The following is a 20,033-nucleotide window of genomic DNA, read 5'->3' as shown; positions in this document are numbered from 1 at the left end:
GGTGGTCCAAGGTGCGAATGCGCCCCTGCGGACGACGGTCCCGGCTCTTCGCTTCGCTACGGCCGGGATGACGCGCGCTGGGGTTGGCCTCACTCCGCCGCGATCTTCGCGATGCGGTTGGGGTCGTAGTTCAACACCGGCGCGAGCCAGCGCTCCATGTCGGCGAGCGCGTAGCCCTTGCGGGCGGCGTAATCGATCACCTGGTCACGGTCGATCTTGCCGAGGCCGAAGTAGCGGCTGTCGGGGTGGCTGAAGTAGAGCCCCGACACCGCCGAGCCCGGCCACATCGCGTAGCTCTCGGTCAGGGTGAGCCCGATCGCCTCCGGGGCGTCCAGCAGGTCGAACAGCGCGCCCTTCTCGGTGTGGTCGGGCTGCGCGGGGTAGCCCGGCGCGGGGCGCACGCCGTCGTACTTCTCGGCGATAAGGTCCTCGTTCGACAGCGCCTCGTCCGGGGCGTAGCCCCAGTGCAGGCGCCGCACCTCGCGGTGCATCCATTCGGCCGCGGCCTCCGCCAGACGGTCGGCGAGCGCCTTGGCGAGGATGCCGTTGTAGTCGTCGTTGGCGCGGGCGAAGCGCTGGGCGATGGCCTCCTCGCCGATGCCCGCCGTCACCGCGAAGCCGCCGACATAGTCCGCGACGCCGCTCGCCTCGTCCGCCACGAAGTCGGACAGCGCGAGGTTCGGCTTGTCCTTCGAACGCGCCATCTGCTGGCGCAGCGTGTGAAGGACGGCGAGTTCTTCTGTGCGGGTCTCGTTCTTGAACAGCACGACGTCGTCCCCGCGCGACGCCGCGGGCCAGAAGCCGATCACCGCGCGCGCCTCCAGCCACTTCTCCTCGGCCATCTGCCGCAGCATGGCGGTGGCGTCGTCGAAGAGGTTCCTCGCTGCCTCGCCGTACTTCTCGCTCGTCAGGATGTCCGGGTAGCGGCCGTGCAGCTCCCAGGTCGAGAAGAACGGCGTCCAGTCGATATAGGGGATCAGCGTCTCGAGCGGGATGTTTTGGAACACCTTGGTGCCCAGGAACGAGGGCTTCGGCTGCACCTTGGCGAGGTCGAGCACGTGGCGGTTGGCGCGGGCGGCGGCGATCGGCGCGCGCACCTTGTCCTCCTGCGCGCGGGCGTGCTGCTCGGCGAGGCGGATGTAATCGGCCTGCACGCCGGCCACGTAGCCCGCCTTGTTCTCGGGGGACAGCAACTGCGAAACGACGCCCACCGCGCGGCTGGCGTCGAGCACGTGCACGGCCTGGCCGCGGTCGTAGGCCGGGTGGATCTTGACGGCGGTGTGGATGCGCGAGGTGGTCGCGCCGCCGATCAGAAGAGGGATGTCGAAGCCTTCGCGCTCCAGCTCGGAGGCGACCGTCACCATCTCGTCGAGCGAGGGCGTGATGAGGCCGGAGAGGCCGATGACGTCGACCTCGTGTTCGCGGGCGGCGGCGATGATCTTCTGCACCGGGACCATCACGCCGAGGTCGATGACCTCGTAGTTGTTGCACTGGAGGACCACGCCGACGATGTTCTTGCCGATGTCGTGGACGTCGCCCTTCACGGTCGCCATCAGGATCTTGCCGGCGGCCTGCCGCTGGGTCGCGCCGGAGAGCCGCTTCTCCTCCTCCATGTAGGGCATGAGGTAGGCCACCGCCTGCTTCATCACGCGGGCGGACTTCACCACCTGCGGCAGGAACATCTTGCCCGCGCCGAACAGGTCGCCGACCACGTTCATGCCTGCCATCAGCGGGCCTTCGATCACGTGCAAGGGGCGTTCGGCCTGCGCGCGCGCCTCCTCGGTGTCGGCTTCGATGAACTCGGTGACGCCGTGGACCAGAGCGTGCTCCAGCCGCTTCGCCACCGGCTGGTCGCGCCATTTGGTGTCGACGACCCGCGCCTCCTGCTTGCCGCCCTTGAACTTGTCGGCGGCGGCGAGCAGCCGATCGGTCGAATCCGCCCGGCGGTTCAGCACCACATCCTCGGCGAGTTCGCGGAGCTCCGGATCGATGTCGTCATAGACGGGCAGGGCGCCCGCGTTGACGATGCCCATGTCCATGCCGACCGCGATCGCGTGGTACAAAAACACCGAGTGCATCGCGGCGCGCACCGGCTCGTTGCCGCGGAACGCGAAGCTCAGGTTCGAAACGCCGCCCGAGACATGGGCGTGGGGCAGGTTTTCGCGGATCCACTTCGTCGCCTCGATGAAGTCGACGCCGTAATTCGAATGCTCCTCGATGCCGGTCGCGACCGCGAACACGTTCGGGTCGAACACGATGTCCTGCGGCGGAAAGCCGACCTGCTCGGTCAGGATCTTGTAGGCGCGGGCGCAGATTTCGGTCTTGCGCGCGAAGGTGTCGGCCTGGCCCTGCTCGTCGAACGCCATCACGACCACGGCCGCGCCGTAGGCGCGCACCTTGCGGGCGTAATGGATGAAGCTCTCCTCGCCTTCCTTCAGCGAGATCGAGTTCACGATCGGCTTGCCCTGGACGCACTTGAGGCCGGCCTCGATCACCGACCACTTCGACGAGTCGATCATGACGGGCACGCGGGCGATGTCAGGCTCGGCGGCGATCAGGTTGAGGAACTCGACCATCGCCTTCTCGCTGTCGAGAAGGCCCTCGTCCATGTTCACGTCGAGGATCTGCGCGCCGCTCTCCACCTGCTCGCGCGCGACGTCGAGGGCCGCGGCGTAGTCGCCGGCCGTGATCAGCTTCCGGAATTTCGCGGAGCCGGTGACGTTGGTGCGCTCGCCGACGTTGACGAAGCGGGAGGCGGCGGAGGTCATAGTCGATCCGTCGTTAAAGCGGTGAAAAGGCTCCGCGTGTCTGTCCCGGCCTTGAGCCGGGACCCAGAAACGCCAGCGTGAGCGGCATAAGTGAGGGCGGCGCCGATCTTCTCGGCGCACGCGGAGTGTCTGGGTCCCGGCTCAAGGCCGGGACAAGACGGAAGTGACGAACGCGTCACGCTGCTGTCAGCTCGAACGGCTCGAGGCCGGACAGCCGCATCTTGGGCGCGACCTCAGGAATCTTCCGCGGCGCCTTGCCTTTCACCGCTTCGGCGATCGCGCCGATGTGGGCGGGCGTGGTGCCGCAGCAGCCGCCGACGATGTTGACGAGGCCCGCGCTCGCGAACTCGCCGACCAGTTCGGCCATCGCCTCCGGGCTCTCGTCGTAGAGCCCGAACTCGTTGGGAAGGCCGGCGTTGGGGTAGGCGCAGATCAGCGTGTCCGCGGCGCGGGAAAGCTCCGCCACGTGGGCGCGCATCTCCCTTGCGCCGAGCGCGCAGTTCAGGCCGACCGACAGCGGCCGCGCGTGCGACAGCGCGTTCCAGAACGCGGTCGGCGTCTGACCTGAGAGCGTGCGGCCGGAGAGATCGGTGATCGTGCCGGAGATCATCACCGGCAGGCGGGCTCCCCGCTCCGCGAAGATCTCCTCCAGCGCGAACACCGCGGCCTTGGCGTTCAGCGTGTCGAAGATGGTCTCGATCAGCAGCGCGTCGGCGCCGCCCTCGATCAGGCCGCGCGCGGCCTCGCCGTAGGCCGTCGCCAGCTCGTCGAAGGTGACGGCGCGGAAGCCGGGATTGTTCACGTCCGGCGAGATCGAGGCGGTGCGGTTGGTCGGGCCGATGGCGCCGGCGACGAAGCGCGGACGACCGTCCTCCTTCGCCGCGATGTCGCCGGCCTGGCGCGCGAGCCGGGCGCCTTCGACGTTCAGCTCGTAGGCGAGGGCCTCCATGCCGTAATCGGCCTGGGCGATCGTGGTCGAGGAGAAGGTGTTGGTCTCGACGATGTCGGCGCCGGCGCGGAAGTACTCGAGATGGATCTCGCGGATGGCGTCCGGCTGCGTCAGGATCAGCAGGTCGTTGTTGCCCTTGAGGTCCCGGCCCCAGTCCTTGAAGCGCTCGGCCCGGAAGTCGGCCTCCGAGAACCTGCGCTGCTGGATCATGGTGCCCATCGCGCCGTCGAGCACGAGGATGCGCTCGGAGGCGAGCTTCCGTAGCGTGGTTTCGACGTCGCTCATGGTCTCAACTCCCTACTTTACCGCTTCCAGCGCCTCGAGACGTTTTTCGATCGCCTCCAGTCGATCGTCGACGCCGTTCACAACGTAACGGCCGAGGATCGTCTCGCTCTTCAGCGCTTCCCGAATGGCTTCGAGCTTTTTGTCCTGTGCCGCGAACTGCCCGTCGACCTCGTCGAAACGTGCTCCGATCGCGTCAAAACGCGCGTTCATGTCGTTGCGCAGTTCCCGCAGCAAGGTCAGAACGAGGTTGTCCGGCTCGGCCATCGCGTCAGCTCCGTGGATCGCTCGCCCCTTAAGATGGGCGCGTTTCCGCCGAAATGCACCGTCTCAGGCGGCGGCGGCCTTCGACGCGGCGCCGGTCGGCCGAAGGCCCAGCAGGTGGCATACGGCGTAGACCAGGTCCGCCTTGTTCATAGTGTAGAAATGGAAGTCCTTCACGCCGTGGTCGACCAGGTCGAGCACCTGCTCGGCGGCGACGGCGGCGGCGATCAACTGCCGGGTCTGGACGTCGTTGTCGAGGCCGTCGAAGCGGGCGGCGAACCAGTCCGGCACGGTCGCGCCGGCGCGGGCGGCGAAGCTCGCGGTCTGCTTGAAGTTCGACACCGGCACGATGCCCGGCACGATCGGGATGTGGATGCCGCGCGCCCGCGCCTGGTCGACGTAGCGGAGGTAATGGTCGTTGTCGAAGAAGAACTGGGTGATCGCGCGGTTCGCGCCGGCGTCGACCTTGGCCTTCAGAACGTCGAAGTCGGCCTCGAGGCTGGGGCTTTCAGGGTGCTTCTCGGGATAGGCTGCGACCGACAGCTCGATCTCCGGCGCCCGGCGGCGGATGCCGGCCACGAGTTCGGCCGTCGAGGCGTAGCCGCCGGGGTGAGGCTCGAACGTGCCGCCGACGCCGTTTGCAGGATCGCCGCGCAGCGCCACGATGTGGCGCACGCCGGCCTCGCGGTAGGCGTCGACGACGGCGTCGACCTCGGCCTTGGTGGCGGAGACGCAGGTCAGGTGGGCGGCCGGCGGCACCACGGTGTCCGTCACCATCCGCGCCACGGTGGCGTGCGTGCGCTCGCGGGTGGAGCCGCCCGCGCCGTAGGTCACCGACATGAAGGTGGGGTCGAGCGGAGCGAGGCGCTCGACCGAGCGCCACAGCGTGGCCTCCATCTCCGGGGTCTTCGGCGGGAAGAACTCGAACGACACCCGGATCGGGCGGCGCGCGGCGCGGGAGAGACGGTGGTTGGGCATCAGGCGACCTCGAGGTTCGAGGAAGAGGGAAGCGCGTCCGACACGATCCGCGGATCGCGGGCGAGCCAGAGCGAAACGGTGAGCTTGTCGCCGTCGGCGTCGGGCGGCGGCAGATTGGAGTGAGCGACAAGGTCGAGGCCGCAGGCCGCCAGCCAGCCCGCCATCGCCTCGCCTGAGAAGCCAAGCCTGCGGTGGGCGTGGCGCTCCCGCAGCTCCTCGATGCCGTGGGGCGCGAAGTCGACGATCAGAAGCCGCCCGCCCGGCCGCAGCGCGCGCGCGGCCTCCCGCACGGCGCGGGCCGGATCGTCGAGGAAGTGCAGCACCTGGTGCACCACGACGAGGTCGAACGCGCCCGTCTCGACCGGCGGAGCGAAAATGTCGCCTTGGCGGATCTGCGCGTTGGTCACGCCGGCGCGGGCCAGATTGGCGCGGGCGAGCGCCAGCATGTCGCGATTGGCGTCCACGCCGATCGCGCGGCCGACGCGCGGGCTGAGAAGCTCCAGCATGCGGCCGGTGCCGGTGCCGAGGTCCAGCGCGGTCTCGATCCGCCCGTCGCCCACGGCGGCCAGAATTGCGCGCTCCACGGCGGCTTCGGAGACGTGAAGCCCGCGCACGCCGTCCCAGCGCTCGGCGTTGGCGCTGAAGTAGCGCGCCGCCGCCTGCTGGTGCGTGGCGCGGACCTCCGCCAGACGTTCGCGGTCGCGGCGCAGCGCGGGGTCCGCGGGGTCGAGCCGGGACAGCGCGGCGCGGAGCGCGGAGTCGTGGCCTGCGCCGTCGGACAGCCGGAAAAACGCCCACGCGCCTTCGCGATGCCGTTCGACCAGCCCCGCCTCGACCAGCAGCTTGAGGTGGCGGGAAATCCGCGGCTGGCTCTGGCCAAGGATGTCGGTCATGTCCGACACGGTCAGTTCGCCTTCCGCCAGAAGCGCGAGCAACCGCAGACGCGTCGGCTCCGCCGCGGCTTTCAAAGCCGACAGCGCGACGTCGAGACCGAGCCGAAGCGCAGGATGGGGCGAGGTAGACATAAAGATGTCTTTATATCTTTATCACGCCGCGCGCAAACGAAGTTTCGAGGCATGTCGTCTCCGAGAGATGAAGCGATCGTTGATATCCGCTTGGCCGCGCCCAGAAGTTGTCGCATTTGAACAACACTGTGCCCATGATGCATCATCGATCGGCGGCGACTCGGGTTCGGGGGGAGCGACGTCGGATGCGGCGCGCCTGCGTCGAGATTGCCCCCAGTTCGAGGTTTCATGTCGAGCGACGCGCCTACCGCGCATGAGCTGCCCGCCGTCGCGCCGGAAAGGCGCGGCCCGGGCCTGCTCGGGCCGGTCTGCGTCGCCGCGGCGCTGATCTCGGCGCTCGTCACCTTCGTCGTGCTGACGGGCCGGTTCGACATCGAGCCGACTGAACGGGCCTCGCAGATCGCCGTCTACGTCAACGCGGCCTTCGCGGGACTGCTGATCCTGATCATCCTATGGGAGGGCAGGGCGTTTCTGATCGCGCGCCGGCGCGGCCAGGCCGGCTCCCAGATCCACGGGCGCCTCGTCGGGCTGTTCTCGCTGCTCGCCGTTACGCCGGCAGCCCTGCTCGCGATCTTCGCGGTGGTGACGATCGACCGGGGTTTCGACAGCTGGTTCTCCACCCGTGTCCGCGAGATCGTCGACAACTCCCTCGTGGTGGCGCGCGCCTACCTCAACGAGCACGCCCGCTCGATCCGCGGCGAGATTCTCGCCATGGCGAGCGACGTGAACCGCGCGCGTCCGCTGTTCGACAACGATCGCCAGCGCTTCGCCGAATTCTTCACCGCACAGGCGCAGATCCGCGGCCTGCCCGTGGCGCAGCTCCTGAAGCCGGACATGACGGTGGTGGAGCGCGCTAACATTCAGATCGGCCGCGAGTTTCCGCGTCCGCCGCTGGTCGACGTCCAGAGCGCCCCGACCGACGAGCCGACGCTGCTCGCGCCGGGCAAGCAGAATGCGATCGGCGCGGTGCTCAAGCTCGCGAACTACGACGACCTCGTGCTGTTCGTGGCCCGCCCGGTGGATCCGCGCGCGAACAGCTACATGCGGCTGGTGGAGCAGGGGTCGGAGGAGTACTCCTCGCTCACCCTCCGCCGACCGCGCATCCAGGCTACCTTCGCGCTGCTCTATCTTGTGGTGGCGCTGTCCCTGCTGCTGGCCGCGATCTGGCTCGGCCTCGCCTTCGCGAACCGGCTGGTGTCGCCGATCCGCCGCCTGATCACCGCCGCCGATCAGGTCAGCCAGGGCAACCTCTACGTCCAGGTGCCGATCACCCGGAAGGAGGGCGATCTCGGCGGCCTCGCCGAGACCTTCAACAAGATGACCTCCGAGCTTCGCAGCCAGCGTAACGAGTTGCTGGAGGCCTCGGACCAGATCGATAGCCGTCGCCGCTTCACCGAGGCGATGCTCGCGGGCGTCAGCGCGGGCGTCATCGGCATCGACCCTGCGGGCCGCGTGACACTGATCAACCGGACGGCGGAGAAGCTGCTCGGCGCCCAGGAGACCGAGCTGCTCGGCCTGTCGCTGAAGGAGGCCGCGCCCGAGCTCAGCCCGCTGGTCGAGGCGGCGCTCGGCCGGGCGCAGCGGCTGGTGCAGGGACAGGTCACGCTGCTGCGCGCGGGCCGTGAGCGCACCGTCAACGTCCGGTTTACGACCGAGACCTCGACGGCGCAGGAGCACGGCTACGTCGTGACCCTCGACGACATCACGGAGCTGGTGGCCGCGCAGCGCACCTCGGCCTGGGCCGACGTCGCGCGCCGCATCGCGCACGAGATCAAGAACCCGCTGACGCCGATCCAGCTTTCCGCGGAGCGCATCCGTCGCAAGTACGGCAAGGTCATCGTCGAGGAGCGCGAAATCTTCGACCAGTGCACCGACACGATCATCCGTCAGGTCGACGACATCAAGCGGATGGTCGACGAGTTCTCCTCCTTCGCGCGCATGCCCAAGCCGAAGATGGAAGAGGACGACCTCGCCAAGGTGGTGAAGCAGGGCGTGTTCATGATGCGCGTCGGCTACCCCGACATCCGCATCGAGCTCGACGGCGCCGACATCGCGGCTCCCGCCATGTTCGACCGGCGCCTGATTTCGCAGGCCGTCACCAACATCGTGAAGAACGCGACCGAGGCGGTGCAGGCCGTTCCGGAGAACGCCGGCGGCGCCGGCCGGATCAACGTGTCCGTGCGGCGGGACGGCGAGCTGGCGGTCATCGACGTGATCGACAACGGCGCCGGATTGCCGACCGAAAACAGACAGCGGCTGCTCGAGCCCTATATGACGACGCGAGAGAAGGGCACCGGCCTTGGTCTCGCGATCGTGGGCAAGATCATGGAGGAGCATGGCGGAGGCGTGGAGCTTCTCGACGCCCCCGACGTCGCCTCCGGCGGACGCGGCGCCCTCGTGCGGCTCTGGTTCCAGGCTCGCGCGCCGGCCTCGTCCTCGACCGTCCCATCCCGCGCGGCTCCGGCGGCCTGATACGGCCGATCGCTTCCGCCGCCTGAAATCCCACTCGGAGTGTGCAAGTCTTCTCATGGCGACCGACATCCTCATCGTCGACGACGAAGCTGACATCCGCGAGCTTGTCGCCGGCATTCTTCAGGACGAAGGCCACGGCGCGCGGACGGCTCGGAACTCCGACGAGGCCTTCGCGGAGATCGAGAAGCGCCGGCCGCAGCTCGTCTTCCTCGACATCTGGCTGCAGGGCTCGAAGCTCGACGGGCTCGAGATCCTCGACCTGATCCACAGTCAGCATCCTGACCTGCCGATCGTGATGATCTCCGGCCACGGCAACATCGAGACCGCCGTCGCGGCGATCAAAAGCGGGGCCTACGACTTCATCGAGAAGCCGTTCAAGGCCGACCGTCTCGTGCTGATCGCCCAGCGGGCGCTCGAGTCCTACCGGCTGAAGCGGGAGCTGCGCGATCTCAAGCGCGGCTCGGGCCATCCCACCCGTTTCGTGGGGCGCTCAAGTGTGATGAACCAGCTCCGCAACGCGCTGGACAGGGTTGCGCCCACCAACAGCCGCATCCTGATCACCGGCCCCTCGGGCGCGGGCAAGGAGCTCGCGGCGCGCTCGATCCACAACGCCTCGGGGCGCGCCGGCGGCCCCTTCGTGATGATCAACGCCGCCACCATCACGCCGGAGCGGATGGAGGAGGAGCTGTTCGGCGTCGAGGGCGTGAACGGCAGCCGCAAGATCGGCGCGCTCGAGGAGGCGCACGGCGGCACGCTGTTCATCGACGAGATCGCGGACATGCCGCGGGAGACGCAGAACCGCATCCTGCGCGTGCTCGTGGAGCAGACCTTCACCCGCGTCAGCGGCGCAACCCGCGTCTCGGTCGATGTCCGCATCATCTCGTCCTCCGCCCGCAACCTCGAGGACGAGATCGCCGAAGGCCGGTTCCGCGAGGACCTGTTCCACCGCCTCGCGGTGGTGCCGGTGCGGGTGCCGGGCCTCGCCGAGCGGCGCGAGGATATCCCGGAGCTGATCGACTTCTTCCTCGAGCAGATCTCTTCGGCGACCGGCCTGCCCAAGCGCACCATCGGCGAGGACGCCATGGCGGTGCTGCAGAGCCACGATTGGCCGGGCAACGTCCGCCAGCTCCGCAACAACGTCGAACGCCTGATGATCCTCGCCGGCGGCGATCCGGAGGCCGTGGTGACGGCTAGCATGCTGCCGTCCGAGATCGGCACCATGGTGCCGCCGACGCCCCACGGCACGGGCGGCGAGCAGCTGATGGGCCTCGCGCTGCGCGAGGCCCGCGAGATCTTCGAGCGGCAGTACCTGCTCGCGCAGATCAGCCGCTTCGGCGGCAACATCTCCCGCACCGCCGAATTCATCGGCATGGAGCGCTCCGCGCTCCACCGCAAGCTGAAGGCGCTGGGGATCGGGTGACGAAGGCCGTCATCCCGGACACGCCGCGCAGCGGCGCAGATCCGGGATCGCCTTCAGGATGAAGCGCCAAAAGCGGCGCACGATCCCGGCTCTGCGTTGCGCTTTGGCCGGGATGACGCGTTTCACGATTAGGAAGCTCGCTAAATGTCGCGCATCGCCTACGTCAACGGCCAGTACGTCCGCCACGCCGACGCCGGCGTCCACATCGAGGACCGCGGTTACCAGTTCGGCGACGGCGTCTATGAGGTCTGCGAGGTGCGGGACGGTCGGCTGATCGACGAGCCGCGCCATCTCGCCCGCCTGTGGCGCTCGCTCGCGGAGCTGAGGATCGCTCCGCCGCTCTGCGAGGCGGCGCTGAAGATCGTGCTGCGCGAGACCGTGCGCCGGAACCGGGTGCGCGACGGCATCGTCTACCTGCAGGTCACCCGCGGGGTCGCGCGCCGGGACCATTACTTCCCCGCCGACGCCGCGCCCGCGCTGGTGGTGACGTCGCGCTCGGCCGATCGGGCCAAGGCCGACGCCATGGCGGAAGCCGGCGTCAAGGTGATCACCGTTCCCGAGAACCGCTGGCCGCGGGTGGACATCAAGTCGATCGGCCTCCTCCCAAACGTCCTCGCCAAGCAGCAGGCGAAGGAGGCGGGCGCGCGGGAGGCCTGGTTCGTGGACGCGCAAGGCCGCGTCACCGAGGGCGGCTCCACCAACGCCTGGATCGTCACCGCCGAAGGCGTGATCGTGACGCGGCCGGCCGACGACGGCATTCTCCGCGGCGTCACCCGCGCGGCGGTGTTCGACATGGCGGAGCAGCTTCAGATGCGGATCGAGGAACGTCCGTTCACGGTCGAGGAGGCGCGGCGGGCGAAGGAAGCCTTCAACACCGCGGCGACCGCGATCGTGACGCCGGTGATCGCCATCGACGGCGCGCCGGTCGGCGACGGCAAGCCCGGACCGGTCGCGCTCGGCCTGCGCCGCCGCTTCCACGAGTTCGCCCATTGGTCGGAGACCTGACGCGACGCGGGCGGCGAAAGCCGTGGACGCACGACGCCGGAGCCGGCTCTTGGGCTCATCTCGCTCTTGCGAAATCCGGACGTGGTGGCGTTAATAAGGGCGGCGCCGCCACATGCGGCGCCGTCGCGAAAAACGCGGGGCGGCCAAAAAAACCCTGTAGCGCCGAAGCGTCGGTTCCCAGCCGCCGCTCGCGGGCGCGTCCAACTGGCCTGAGCCTCTAACGGAAGAAGAAGAACATGGCGGCCGAACGCTCCCAGAATCTCCAGGACACCTTTCTCAACAACGTTCGCAAGAACAAGGTGCCGCTCACCATCTTCCTCGTGAACGGCGTCAAGCTGCAGGGCGTCGTCACCTGGTTCGACAATTTCTGCGTGCTGCTGCGCCGCGACGGGCACTCGCAACTCGTCTACAAGCACGCCATATCGACGGTGATGCCAGGCCATCCGATCCAGCTCTTCGAGCCGGAGGAGGCCGACGAGGCGCCGGCGCGGGCCGCCCGCTGACGGCGCGCGCATCGGCGCCGTGACGGAGACGCATGCGACAGGACGACATCGAGATCCATGACGACGACGGCGTCCGCGACGCCGGCGCCGGACATCTGACCTCCCGCGCCGACCGGACGCGCGCCTTCGTCATGACGCCCGTGGTGGGCCGCCGGCCGGGCGACCCCGCCGAGCGGAGCCCAAGCGCGCGACTCGAGGAGGCGGTCGGCCTCGCGCAGGCGATCGACCTCGACGTGCTCGAGCGCAAGCTTGTGCCGCTCCAGCAGATCCGGCCCTCGACCTTTATCGGCAAGGGCAAGGTCGAGGAGTTCGCGGACATCATCAAGGCGTCCGAGATCGAACTCGTCGTGGCGGACACCGCCCTGACGCCGGTGCAGCAGCGCAACCTGGAAAAGGCGCTCGGGGCCAAGGTGCTCGACCGCACCGGCCTGATCCTCGAGATCTTCGGCCGGCGCGCGCGCACCAAGGAAGGCGTGCTGCAGGTCGAGCACGCCCATCTGACCTGGCAGAAGAGCCGGCTCGTCCGCTCCTGGACCCATCTGGAGCGTCAGCGCGGCGGCTTCGGCTTCCTCGGCGGCCCGGGCGAGACCCAGATCGAGGCCGACCGGCGGATGATCACCGAGCGGATCCTGAAGATCGAGCGTGAGCTCGAGCAGGTGAAGCGCACCCGCGGCCTGCACCGCGCGGGCCGCAAGCGCGTGCCCTATCCGGTGGTCGCGCTCGTCGGCTACACCAACGCCGGCAAGTCCACGCTGTTCAACCGGCTCACCCGCGCCGAGGTGGTGGCCGCCGACATGCTGTTCGCGACGCTCGACCCGACGCTGCGGTCGATCACGATGCCGCACGGCGCGCACGCGATCCTCTCGGACACGGTGGGCTTCATCTCCGAGCTGCCGACGCAGTTGATCGCCGCCTTCCGGGCGACGCTGGAGGAGGTGATCGAGGCCGACGTCATCCTGCACGTGCGCGACGTCGCGCATGAGGACACCGAGGCGCAGGCGGCTGACGTCGCCGGCGTGCTGAAGGACCTCGGGATCGACCTCGGCGACGCGAAGCGCGTCTTGGAGGTCTGGAACAAGGTCGACAAGCTCGACGAGGGCGCGCGCGAGAACCTCGCCGCCACCATCTCCCGTCGCGAGGCGGCGGAGCGGCCGGTGCTGGTCTCTGCGCTCACGGGGGAGGGCGAAGACGTCCTGCTCGGGGCGATCGAGGAGCGGCTCTCGGCCGGCCGCGAGACGCTGCTGGTCACCGTGGCGCCCGACGACGGCGGCGGGGTGAACTGGCTGTTCGGCCATGCCGATGTGCTGGCGCGTCATCCCCTGGACGACGGCGCCATCGAGGTCACGATCCGTGTCGAACCGGGGCGCGTCGAGGGCATCCGCCGGCGCTTCGCCAAGGTCGAAGGCGGCGCGCCGCGCGAGGACTGACCGGCGCCGCAAGCGTGTCCCGGCCTTGAGCCGGGACCCAGACACGCCGCGTTCGTCGAACAGGGCGCGGCGACGGAGGCGAGCTTAGTCTTCGACGGGCGGGCCTCCGGGTCCCGGCTCGAGGCCGGGACACGAGGTCGAGTGCGTGGGGCGGGCTTTCCAGCCCGCGACATCGGCGCCGAACGAGGCGCGTGATGCTGACTGCGTCGATCGGGACCTCGGTCACCCCAACCCGACGCTCGTGTCCCGGCCTTGAACCGACTCAACCCCTCGTCCCGGCCTTGCGCGGGGACCCAGAGCCCCGGCGGCTCGCGCGTGACGGGGGCTTTGCCGACCTTAGGCGCATCACGGGGCCCCGCCCTCGGCGCGGCTTCACCCTCGCCTCCAGCGTCTGACCGCGCCTCGCGCCGGCGCCATTCTCGTTCCGCCTGCCGCTGCACACAGAAACGCCCCGCAGGCTGGGCCGGCGAGGCGCTTCATGTCGTCGATGACGCAGGTCCGTTCGGGTGTGGGCCGGCCTCCTCGGAGGCGCTCGGCTGGTGATGGACCGGCGAGCTCTCGATCTGCTCTTTTACGGCGACTGCAGTCCGTAAACGTCAGGGTACCTGTCGTTCCGATCTCCGACAGGTCGTATCAAGACGTCGCAAACTACAGCGGCCGTTCAAAATTCTAATGATGTGTTCGCCACGTAATCTTCGCGCTCAGAATGCGCGTCAACGCGGTGTCTTTACACGCTTCGGTGGAGTCATTGTCTTAGACCTCCCGTATCTGTGTTGACCATCGAAGCATGCGCCCGGTTCTCGCGGTCGTCAAGCGGCCTCGTCGGCGATGTTCGAAAGCGCGCAAAGCCGTTGGCCCAGGGGCGGCGCTGCCGAGGCTTGAGGCGATGGGCCGTGCGGCTCGCCCGGACGCAGGACGTGCGTCAGGCGATCGCGCCGCCGCCCCTCTTCGTCACCACCACCACGGCTGGCCGCGGGGGCATGCCGGGCGCGAAGTCCGGCCAGCGCGTGGCGGGGGCCGCGAAGGTGCCCGGGGCCTTGTCGTCGTCGCTCTCGCCGGGGTGCTGGACGGCAAGGAAAAGCGTCGTGTCGTCCGTGGTGAAGTAGGGGCCGCACATCTCGGCGCCGGCCGGCACGCGGAAGAAGTGCTTCGACGCGCCCCGGGCGGCGCCTTCGGTCTCGAGCGCCCACAGCCCGTCAGCGCGGCCGGTGCTCTTTCCCCCGTTGCCGTCGGTGGCGATCCAGAGCCGGCCCTGCGCGTCCACCGCGCAGTTGTCGGGCATCCCGAACCAGCCGTTCGCGCTGGTCGCGCTGGAGAAGGTCGCGCCCACCGCCGCGATCGACGGGTCGCCGCACTTCACGAGGATCTCCCAGGCAAACCCCTCCGCGGCATGGTCGCCGCCGTCCGGAGTGATTTCGACGATGTGGCCGAAGGCGTTCTCCGGCCGCGGGTTCGCGGCGTCGACCTGATCGGCCTTCCGTTTCGAATTGTTGGTCAGCATCACATAGACCTTGCCCGTCTTCGGGTTGGCCTCGACGTCTTCCGGGCGGTCCATCTTGGTGGCGCCGAGCAGGTCCGCGGCGCGGCGCGCCTCGATCACCACGTCGGCCTGGCTCGCGAAGCCGTTCGCCGGGGTGAGCGGCCCCTCGCCCTGGACGAGGCGCATCCAGCGGCCGCGGCCGTCGGCGTCGAAGCGCGCGACGTGCAGCACGCCGTCGTCGAGGATGTCGGCGTTGTTGGCGCGGTCCGCCATGTCGACCTTCGCGGCCGTCACGAAGCGGTAGACGTAGTCAAAGCGCTCGTCGTCGCCCTGGTAGACGACGAACCGGCCGTCGGCCGACAGCGCGTTCGCGGCGCCCTCGTGCTTGAAGCGCCCCATGGCGGTCCGCTTCTTCGGGGTCGAGGCCGGGTCCATCGGGTCGATCTCGACCACCCAGCCGAAACGGTTCGCTTCGTTCGGCTCCTTGGTCACGTCGAAGCGGTCGTGGAACCGGCCCCAGGCCTGCCAGGGGCTGCCGTTGATCCCGATGCGCTTGTAGTTCTTAGCCTCCCGGTGGTCGTCGGCGACCTTGCCCCAAAAGTAGTTGTTAGTGTTCTCCTCGCAGGTGAGCCACGTGCCCCAAGGGGTTACGCCGCCGGCGCAATTGTTGATCATGCCTCGCACCCGCCGCCCCTCCGGATCGTAGGACGTGCGGAGCCGCTCGTGGCCCGCGGCGGGGCCGTGGATCGCCATCTCGGTCTCGGCGGTGATGCGGCGCGTGTAGCGGGAGTTAGGGACGACCGCCCACTTGCCGCCGGACCGGGCGATCTCGACGACAGAGCCGCCGTGGGCCGCCATCTCGATGTCCACCAGCTCCCGGGTCATGCCGGCGAAAGCGGCGGACTTGGAGTCCTGAACCCCGAGGCCCGGAAACATCAGCTCCTCGTTGGTGTACTCGTGGTTCACGACCAGCAGGCCGCGGTCGGCCGGGCCGTCGAGCGGCACGAAGCCGACGAAGTCGTTGTTGTAGCCGAACTGCAGGCGCTGCTTTTCGGCCGTTTGGGCCAGGGGATCAAAAGCGGGCGCCCCCGGGAACAGCGGATCGCCCCAGCGCAGCAGGACGTCGGCGTCGTAGCCTTCCGCGACGTGGTGGGTCTCGTCGATCCCGGCCTCGATCTCCGTGAAGTCGAACCGGGACGCCGGCTCGGCGGCCGAGGCGGCGCCTGCGGCGTCGAGCGCCCGGGGCGAGATCGTGGCCGCGATCGCCGTCGCCGCCAGCGCGCCGCGCATCAGCTCCCGCCTGGAGAAACGCGCGGCGATGATCTCGCCGAGGGTCGGGTTCGCGCTGCCGTTGCGGCCGACGTTCTCGGCGTCCTCGCAGGCGACGGCGCGGGTGGTGCGAAGGTTGTCGGTCATGGCGGGTCCGTCCGGCGGCTTGGGAAGGCGTCGTCGCGCCCTGCGGAGCGTCGACAAGAAGGTTTCTAAAAACCTTCCATGTCGTGTCGGTGACATCACGACCGCGGCAGCGGTCCGTAAAGGACTTTCAAGTAAGTCTTGTCCGATCGACGTCCGGGGGGACAGCGAGTGACGATGCATGAACCGCCGCGAAGCTTCAGGTCTGGCATGCTGTTGCCCGAGCTCGTCTCGACCCGGGGGATCGCGGCCGTCTGGGTCGTGCTCGCCCACACGCTCGCGACCGTCCTCAAGGGTCAGGGCGAACTGCCCTCCCCAGTGGAGTACACGCGCCTCGTCGTGGATTTCTTCTTCGTGCTGAGCGGCTTCGTCCTGGCCCACATGTACGATCCGCCGTGGAGCGAGGGGCGGTTTCGGCACGGCGCCTTCCTGATCCGTCGGCTGGCGCGGCTCTGGCCGCTGCACATGTTCACGCTGTGCGCGATGGGGGCGATCGTGACGGCTGGGCGCCTGATGGGCGCGGAGCCGGACAACCCGCACACCGCCTACACCTTCCTCGTCAACGCCGCGATGCTGCACTCGACCTGGCTTGCGCCGGACCTCGCTTGGAACTGGCCGTCGTGGTCGATCAGCGCGGAATGGTGCGCCTATCTCGCGATCCCGCTGTTCCTGATGGCGGCGGACCGCGTCCGCGGCACGCGGCTGCGCGTCGTCGCGATGCTCGGCGTGTTCCTGGCCTGCTCGCTGTTTTCGCACTGGGCCTTCGGCCTCGACCTGACCTCGCTCACCGCGGACGGCGGGGCGCTGCGCATCGCGCCGTCGTTCTTCGCCGGCATCCTGCTGCGCCGCATCTTCGACGACGAGCCGGCGCTGGTCGCGATGACGCCGCGTCTCTACGCCGGCTCCATCGCCGGCGTGTTCGGCGTCTGCGCGGTTCTGGTGGCGCTCAACGCGCCCTACGACGCCCTCTGGCCGCCGATGATCGTGCTGGTCGCGGCGCTGGCCTCCCGCGCCACTTGGGTGGAGCCAGGGCTGCTGCGGGGCCGCGTCCTGAACTGGCTCGGCGACATCTCCTATTCGATCTACCTCACGCATGCGATCGTTCTCACGGTGCTGTTCAACAGCGCGGAGATCCTCGGCCTCGCCGACACGCTGGCCGAGCGCGCGGCGCTTGGCTTCAGCGTTCCCTTCGCGACCCTTGTTGCGTCGCAGATCACCTACGCATGGGTCGAGAAACCTGGCCGCAAGCTGGTCATGCGCATCGCCGAGCGCGGCGAACGCAAGGCCTTGCGGCCCGCTGGAGCGGAATGAGCGGATGATCTTCGATCTGCAGGCCGGCGAGACGCCGAAGGAGATCACGGGCGACGTCTGCGTCGTCGGCACCGGCCCCGCGGGCGTCACGCTCGCGCTCGAGCTCGCCCGCAAGGGGCGGAGCGTCGTCCTGCTCGAAGGGGGCGGGGAGACCTACGAGGAGTCGAGCCAGGCGCTCTACGAGGGCGCCGTGATCGGGCACGGCCACATCGACGTGGCGGCGTCGCGCCTGCGTCAGTTCGGCGGCACGTCGGGCCACTGGACCGGGCTCTGCGCGCCGCTTGACGCGCTCGACTTCGAGACCCGCGCCGATATTCCCCACCACGGCTGGCCGATCACCCGCGCCGACCTCGACCCCTTCTACGCCCGCGCGCACCCCTATCTCGATCTTGGACCCTACCGCTACGACTGGGACGAGTGGAAGGCGATCGTGCCCTTTCCCGCGCTGCCGCTCGACCCGACGAAGATCCTGACCGACGTCTACCAGCAGAGCCCGCCGACCCGCTTCGCCGAGAAGTTCATGGAGACGGTGCGGGCCGAGCCGAAGATCGCCTGCTGGACGCATGCGAACCTCGTCGACGTGACGCTGGCCGACGGCGGCGACGTCGTCGCTTCGGTCGCCGTCCGCACGCTCGACGGCCGCGCTACGACCGTGAAGGCCAAGACCTACGTCATCGCCTGCGGCGGCATCGAGAACGCCCGCATCCTGCTCAACGCCCGCAAGCAGCGCCCGGCGGGCCTGGGCAACGAGCACGATCTCGTCGGCCGGTTCTACACCGACCACATGACGATCGAGACCTCGATGCTGCTGTTCCGGGACGACGTCGACACCCGGCTCTACCCGACCTCGCTGAAGTACGACGGCGCCGAGATCCTGATGGGGCTCAAGGTTCACCCCGACGTGGTGAAGGCGAGAAACCTCAACAACAACTCGGCCTTCCTGGTCGCGGACTACGGCGACGCGGTCTACAGCGACGACTTCCGGAACTACGGCTGGGTGGCGTTCTCCACCATGCTGAAGACCTTCAGCCGCGGGCATGTGCCGGACCGGTTCGCCGAACGCACCTGCGACGTTGTCGACGACCTCGGCTCGGTCGCGACCGGCGTCTACCGCCACGCCCTGCGTCGCGTGCTGCCCGAGAAGCCGGCCCAGGCGTTCCGCCTGCGGCAGGACGCCGAGCAGGCGCCGAACCCCGACAGCCGCGTGACGCTGATCGCGGACACCGACCCGTTCGGACTGCAGCGCATCGCGCTCGACTGGCGGGTGACGAACGAGGACCTGCTGCGCCTGCGCCGCACGCACCAGTTCATCGGCGAGCAGGTCGGCGCGGCCGGCCTCGGCCGGCTGCAGCTCGGCGTGGGCGATCCGCCGGACCCCGACATCGCCTATTCCGGCTACCACCATATGGGCACCACCCGCATGCACGCCGATCCGCGGCAGGGCGTGGTGGACGCCGACTGCCGCGTGCATTCGACGAAGAACCTCTACATGGCCGGCAGCTCGGTGTTCACCACCGGCGGCTGCGCCAACCCGACCCTCACCATCACCGCGCTCGCGATCCGTCTCGCCGAGCACCTCGCGGTCAGCGCCTGAGGAGGGCGACATGGGCAAGCTCACCCGCCGGGCGCTGCTTGGGACGGCGGCCGTCGGCGCCTTCGGCCTCGTGGCCTACGGCGGCGGCCGCGTGGCCTGCAGCTTCGTGCCGCGCAACCACCCCGACTTTTTCTCGCTGCTTGACATCCCGCCGGACGGCGCCGCCGCGCGCCGGATCGGGGAGGGGGCGCTGGCCGAGGCGAGCCTCCCTTCGGATTTCGACGGCCTCGCAACGGCGATGAAGCTCCGCCCGCTGATCGCCGAGGCGGTCGCGACCGACTGCCCGACGACCCGCCGACAACTGGTGCAGGACCAGTGCGCCGCGGACTTCGCCGAGGGCCGCTGCGTCGTGATCGACGGCTGGGTGCTGTCGGAGACCGAAGCGAGCCTCTGCGCCGCCAAGCTGCTGCGGCCGTCGCTGATCTGACGGCGTCGGGAGCGCCCGGCGGGGCCGGACGCTCCGCGTCGCTCAGCCGTCGGTCTTGCAGCTCTCGGGAGCGTCGGCGGCGGGCTTCGGGGCCGGCGTCTTGCCGTCGAACGGCTTGTAGGACGCTTTGAGCTCCGTGGTCATCCACTCGCCGGCGTCCTCGGGCTTGTCCTTGTAGAGGTGGCGCACCCAGGCCATCGTCAGCAGCATCTCGTCGACGTTCATCGAGCCGTACATCGGCCCCATCTGGCCGCTGGCGCCGCCGAAGATCAGCTCGAACAGGCCCTTATCGGTCGCGCCCTGCGGGTAGGTCCAGTAGCTGTCGTTAAGGCCGGGTCCGAGCTTGCCCTCACCCTTCTGGCCATGACAGCCCGAGCACATGGCGAGGAACAGCTGCTCGCCCTTGGCGAGGCAGCTCGGGTTGCCGAGATAGGCGTTCTTGCCCGTCTCCACGAAGGTCTTGAACGCCTCCGTGTCCTTGCCCTCCGGCGGGGCGTCGTCGAGGTTCAGCACCTCGCCGGTCACCGCGTTGTTGAAGGTGAGCGCAGCCTTGGCGCCCATGACGCCCGCCGCGCCGACGGCCGTCGCCAGCGCCGCAGCAACTGCGCCCTTCACCCAAGCTATTGCCATGTTATTCCTCCCGCTCGTTCTCACAAAGCGAAGAGACGTCAATTATAAAACTCATATTATAAGTATGAGCCGGTATAATGTTCCG

Annotated in this window: 13 protein-coding genes and 2 pseudogenes; 8 read left to right on the top strand and 7 right to left on the bottom strand. The window is 69.0% G+C overall.

Features of this window, described 5'->3' with window-relative positions:
* Window positions 1-89: 89 nt before the first annotated feature.
* From metH to K244_RS0106670, 5 genes and pseudogenes are all read right to left on the bottom strand, one after another.
* A pseudogene (gene metH, locus K244_RS21565) lies at window positions 90-2,750 on the bottom strand (methionine synthase); the annotation flags it as partial.
* A 202-nt stretch (window positions 2,751-2,952) separates the two neighbouring features.
* Window positions 2,953-4,002: pseudogene (locus K244_RS21560) on the bottom strand (homocysteine S-methyltransferase family protein); the annotation flags it as partial.
* Window positions 4,003-4,014: 12 nt separating this feature from the next.
* Window positions 4,015-4,266, bottom strand: coding sequence for a hypothetical protein (locus tag K244_RS0106680; RefSeq protein WP_020185479.1), 252 nt, complete (start codon window positions 4,264-4,266; stop codon window positions 4,015-4,017).
* A gap of 63 nt (window positions 4,267-4,329) precedes the next feature.
* On the bottom strand, window positions 4,330-5,241 hold the full coding sequence (metF, locus tag K244_RS0106675; protein WP_020185478.1) for a methylenetetrahydrofolate reductase [NAD(P)H]: 912 nt from the start codon (window positions 5,239-5,241) through the stop codon (window positions 4,330-4,332).
* Window positions 5,241-6,266: a metalloregulator ArsR/SmtB family transcription factor gene (locus tag K244_RS0106670; RefSeq protein WP_020185477.1), complete on the bottom strand. Its 1,026-nt coding sequence runs from the start codon at window positions 6,264-6,266 to the stop codon at window positions 5,241-5,243. Before K244_RS0106670 ends, metF begins: the two co-directional genes overlap by 1 nt.
* A gap of 228 nt (window positions 6,267-6,494) precedes the next feature.
* On the opposite strand from K244_RS0106670, the gene K244_RS0106665 reads away from it, so the two are divergent.
* The 5 genes from K244_RS0106665 to hflX all read left to right on the top strand — a co-directional run bounded on the left by K244_RS0106665 (window position 6,495) and on the right by hflX (window position 13,093).
* Window positions 6,495-8,738, top strand: coding sequence for a PAS domain-containing sensor histidine kinase (locus K244_RS0106665; RefSeq protein ID WP_020185476.1), 2,244 nt, complete (start codon window positions 6,495-6,497; stop codon window positions 8,736-8,738).
* Window positions 8,739-8,793: 55 nt separating this feature from the next.
* Window positions 8,794-10,158: a sigma-54 dependent transcriptional regulator gene (locus K244_RS0106660; protein WP_020185475.1), complete on the top strand. Its 1,365-nt coding sequence runs from the start codon at window positions 8,794-8,796 to the stop codon at window positions 10,156-10,158.
* Window positions 10,159-10,302: 144 nt separating this feature from the next.
* The gene (locus tag K244_RS0106655; protein ID WP_020185474.1) at window positions 10,303-11,163 is read left to right on the top strand and encodes a D-amino-acid transaminase; all 861 of its coding nucleotides are present in this window, start codon (window positions 10,303-10,305) and stop codon (window positions 11,161-11,163) included.
* A gap of 236 nt (window positions 11,164-11,399) precedes the next feature.
* Window positions 11,400-11,666: an RNA chaperone Hfq gene (gene hfq, locus K244_RS0106650; RefSeq protein ID WP_020185473.1), complete on the top strand. Its 267-nt coding sequence runs from the start codon at window positions 11,400-11,402 to the stop codon at window positions 11,664-11,666.
* A gap of 131 nt (window positions 11,667-11,797) precedes the next feature.
* A complete protein-coding gene (gene hflX, locus K244_RS0106645) occupies window positions 11,798-13,093 on the top strand; it encodes a GTPase HflX (RefSeq protein ID WP_245259806.1) in 1,296 nt (431 codons plus the stop codon).
* Window positions 13,094-14,015: 922 nt separating this feature from the next.
* On the opposite strand, the gene K244_RS0106640 is transcribed toward hflX, so the two are convergent.
* On the bottom strand, window positions 14,016-15,989 hold the full coding sequence (locus K244_RS0106640) for a PhoX family phosphatase (protein ID WP_020185471.1): 1,974 nt from the start codon (window positions 15,987-15,989) through the stop codon (window positions 14,016-14,018).
* Window positions 15,990-16,196: 207 nt separating this feature from the next.
* On the opposite strand from K244_RS0106640, the gene K244_RS22575 reads away from it, so the two are divergent.
* From K244_RS22575 to K244_RS0106625, 3 genes are read left to right on the top strand one after another with little or no spacing between them, the layout of a single operon-like run.
* Entirely contained in the window at window positions 16,197-17,297 is a 1,101-nt protein-coding gene (locus tag K244_RS22575) for an acyltransferase (protein WP_020185470.1), read from the top strand.
* Window positions 17,298-17,301: 4 nt separating this feature from the next.
* Window positions 17,302-18,891, top strand: a complete 1,590-nt coding sequence (locus K244_RS0106630; RefSeq protein ID WP_020185469.1) for a GMC family oxidoreductase — start codon at window positions 17,302-17,304, stop codon at window positions 18,889-18,891.
* A gap of 10 nt (window positions 18,892-18,901) precedes the next feature.
* Window positions 18,902-19,318 (top strand): hypothetical protein, encoded by a 417-nt coding sequence (locus tag K244_RS0106625; RefSeq protein WP_020185468.1) that lies wholly within the window; start codon window positions 18,902-18,904, stop codon window positions 19,316-19,318.
* A 42-nt stretch (window positions 19,319-19,360) separates the two neighbouring features.
* Here the strand turns inward: K244_RS0106625 and moxG are convergent, their stop codons facing one another.
* Window positions 19,361-19,948 carry a cytochrome c(L), periplasmic gene (moxG, locus tag K244_RS0106620; protein ID WP_036305554.1) on the bottom strand — a complete coding sequence of 196 codons (588 nt, stop codon included), beginning with the start codon at window positions 19,946-19,948 and terminating at the stop codon, window positions 19,361-19,363.
* Window positions 19,949-20,033: the final 85 nt, after the last annotated feature.

Source organism: Methylopila sp. 73B (assembly GCF_000526315.1).
GTDB lineage: Bacteria > Pseudomonadota > Alphaproteobacteria > Rhizobiales > Methylopilaceae > Methylopila.
The sequence above is the reverse complement of the archived record's forward strand: the minus strand, read 5'-3'. Positions and strand labels throughout refer to the sequence as shown.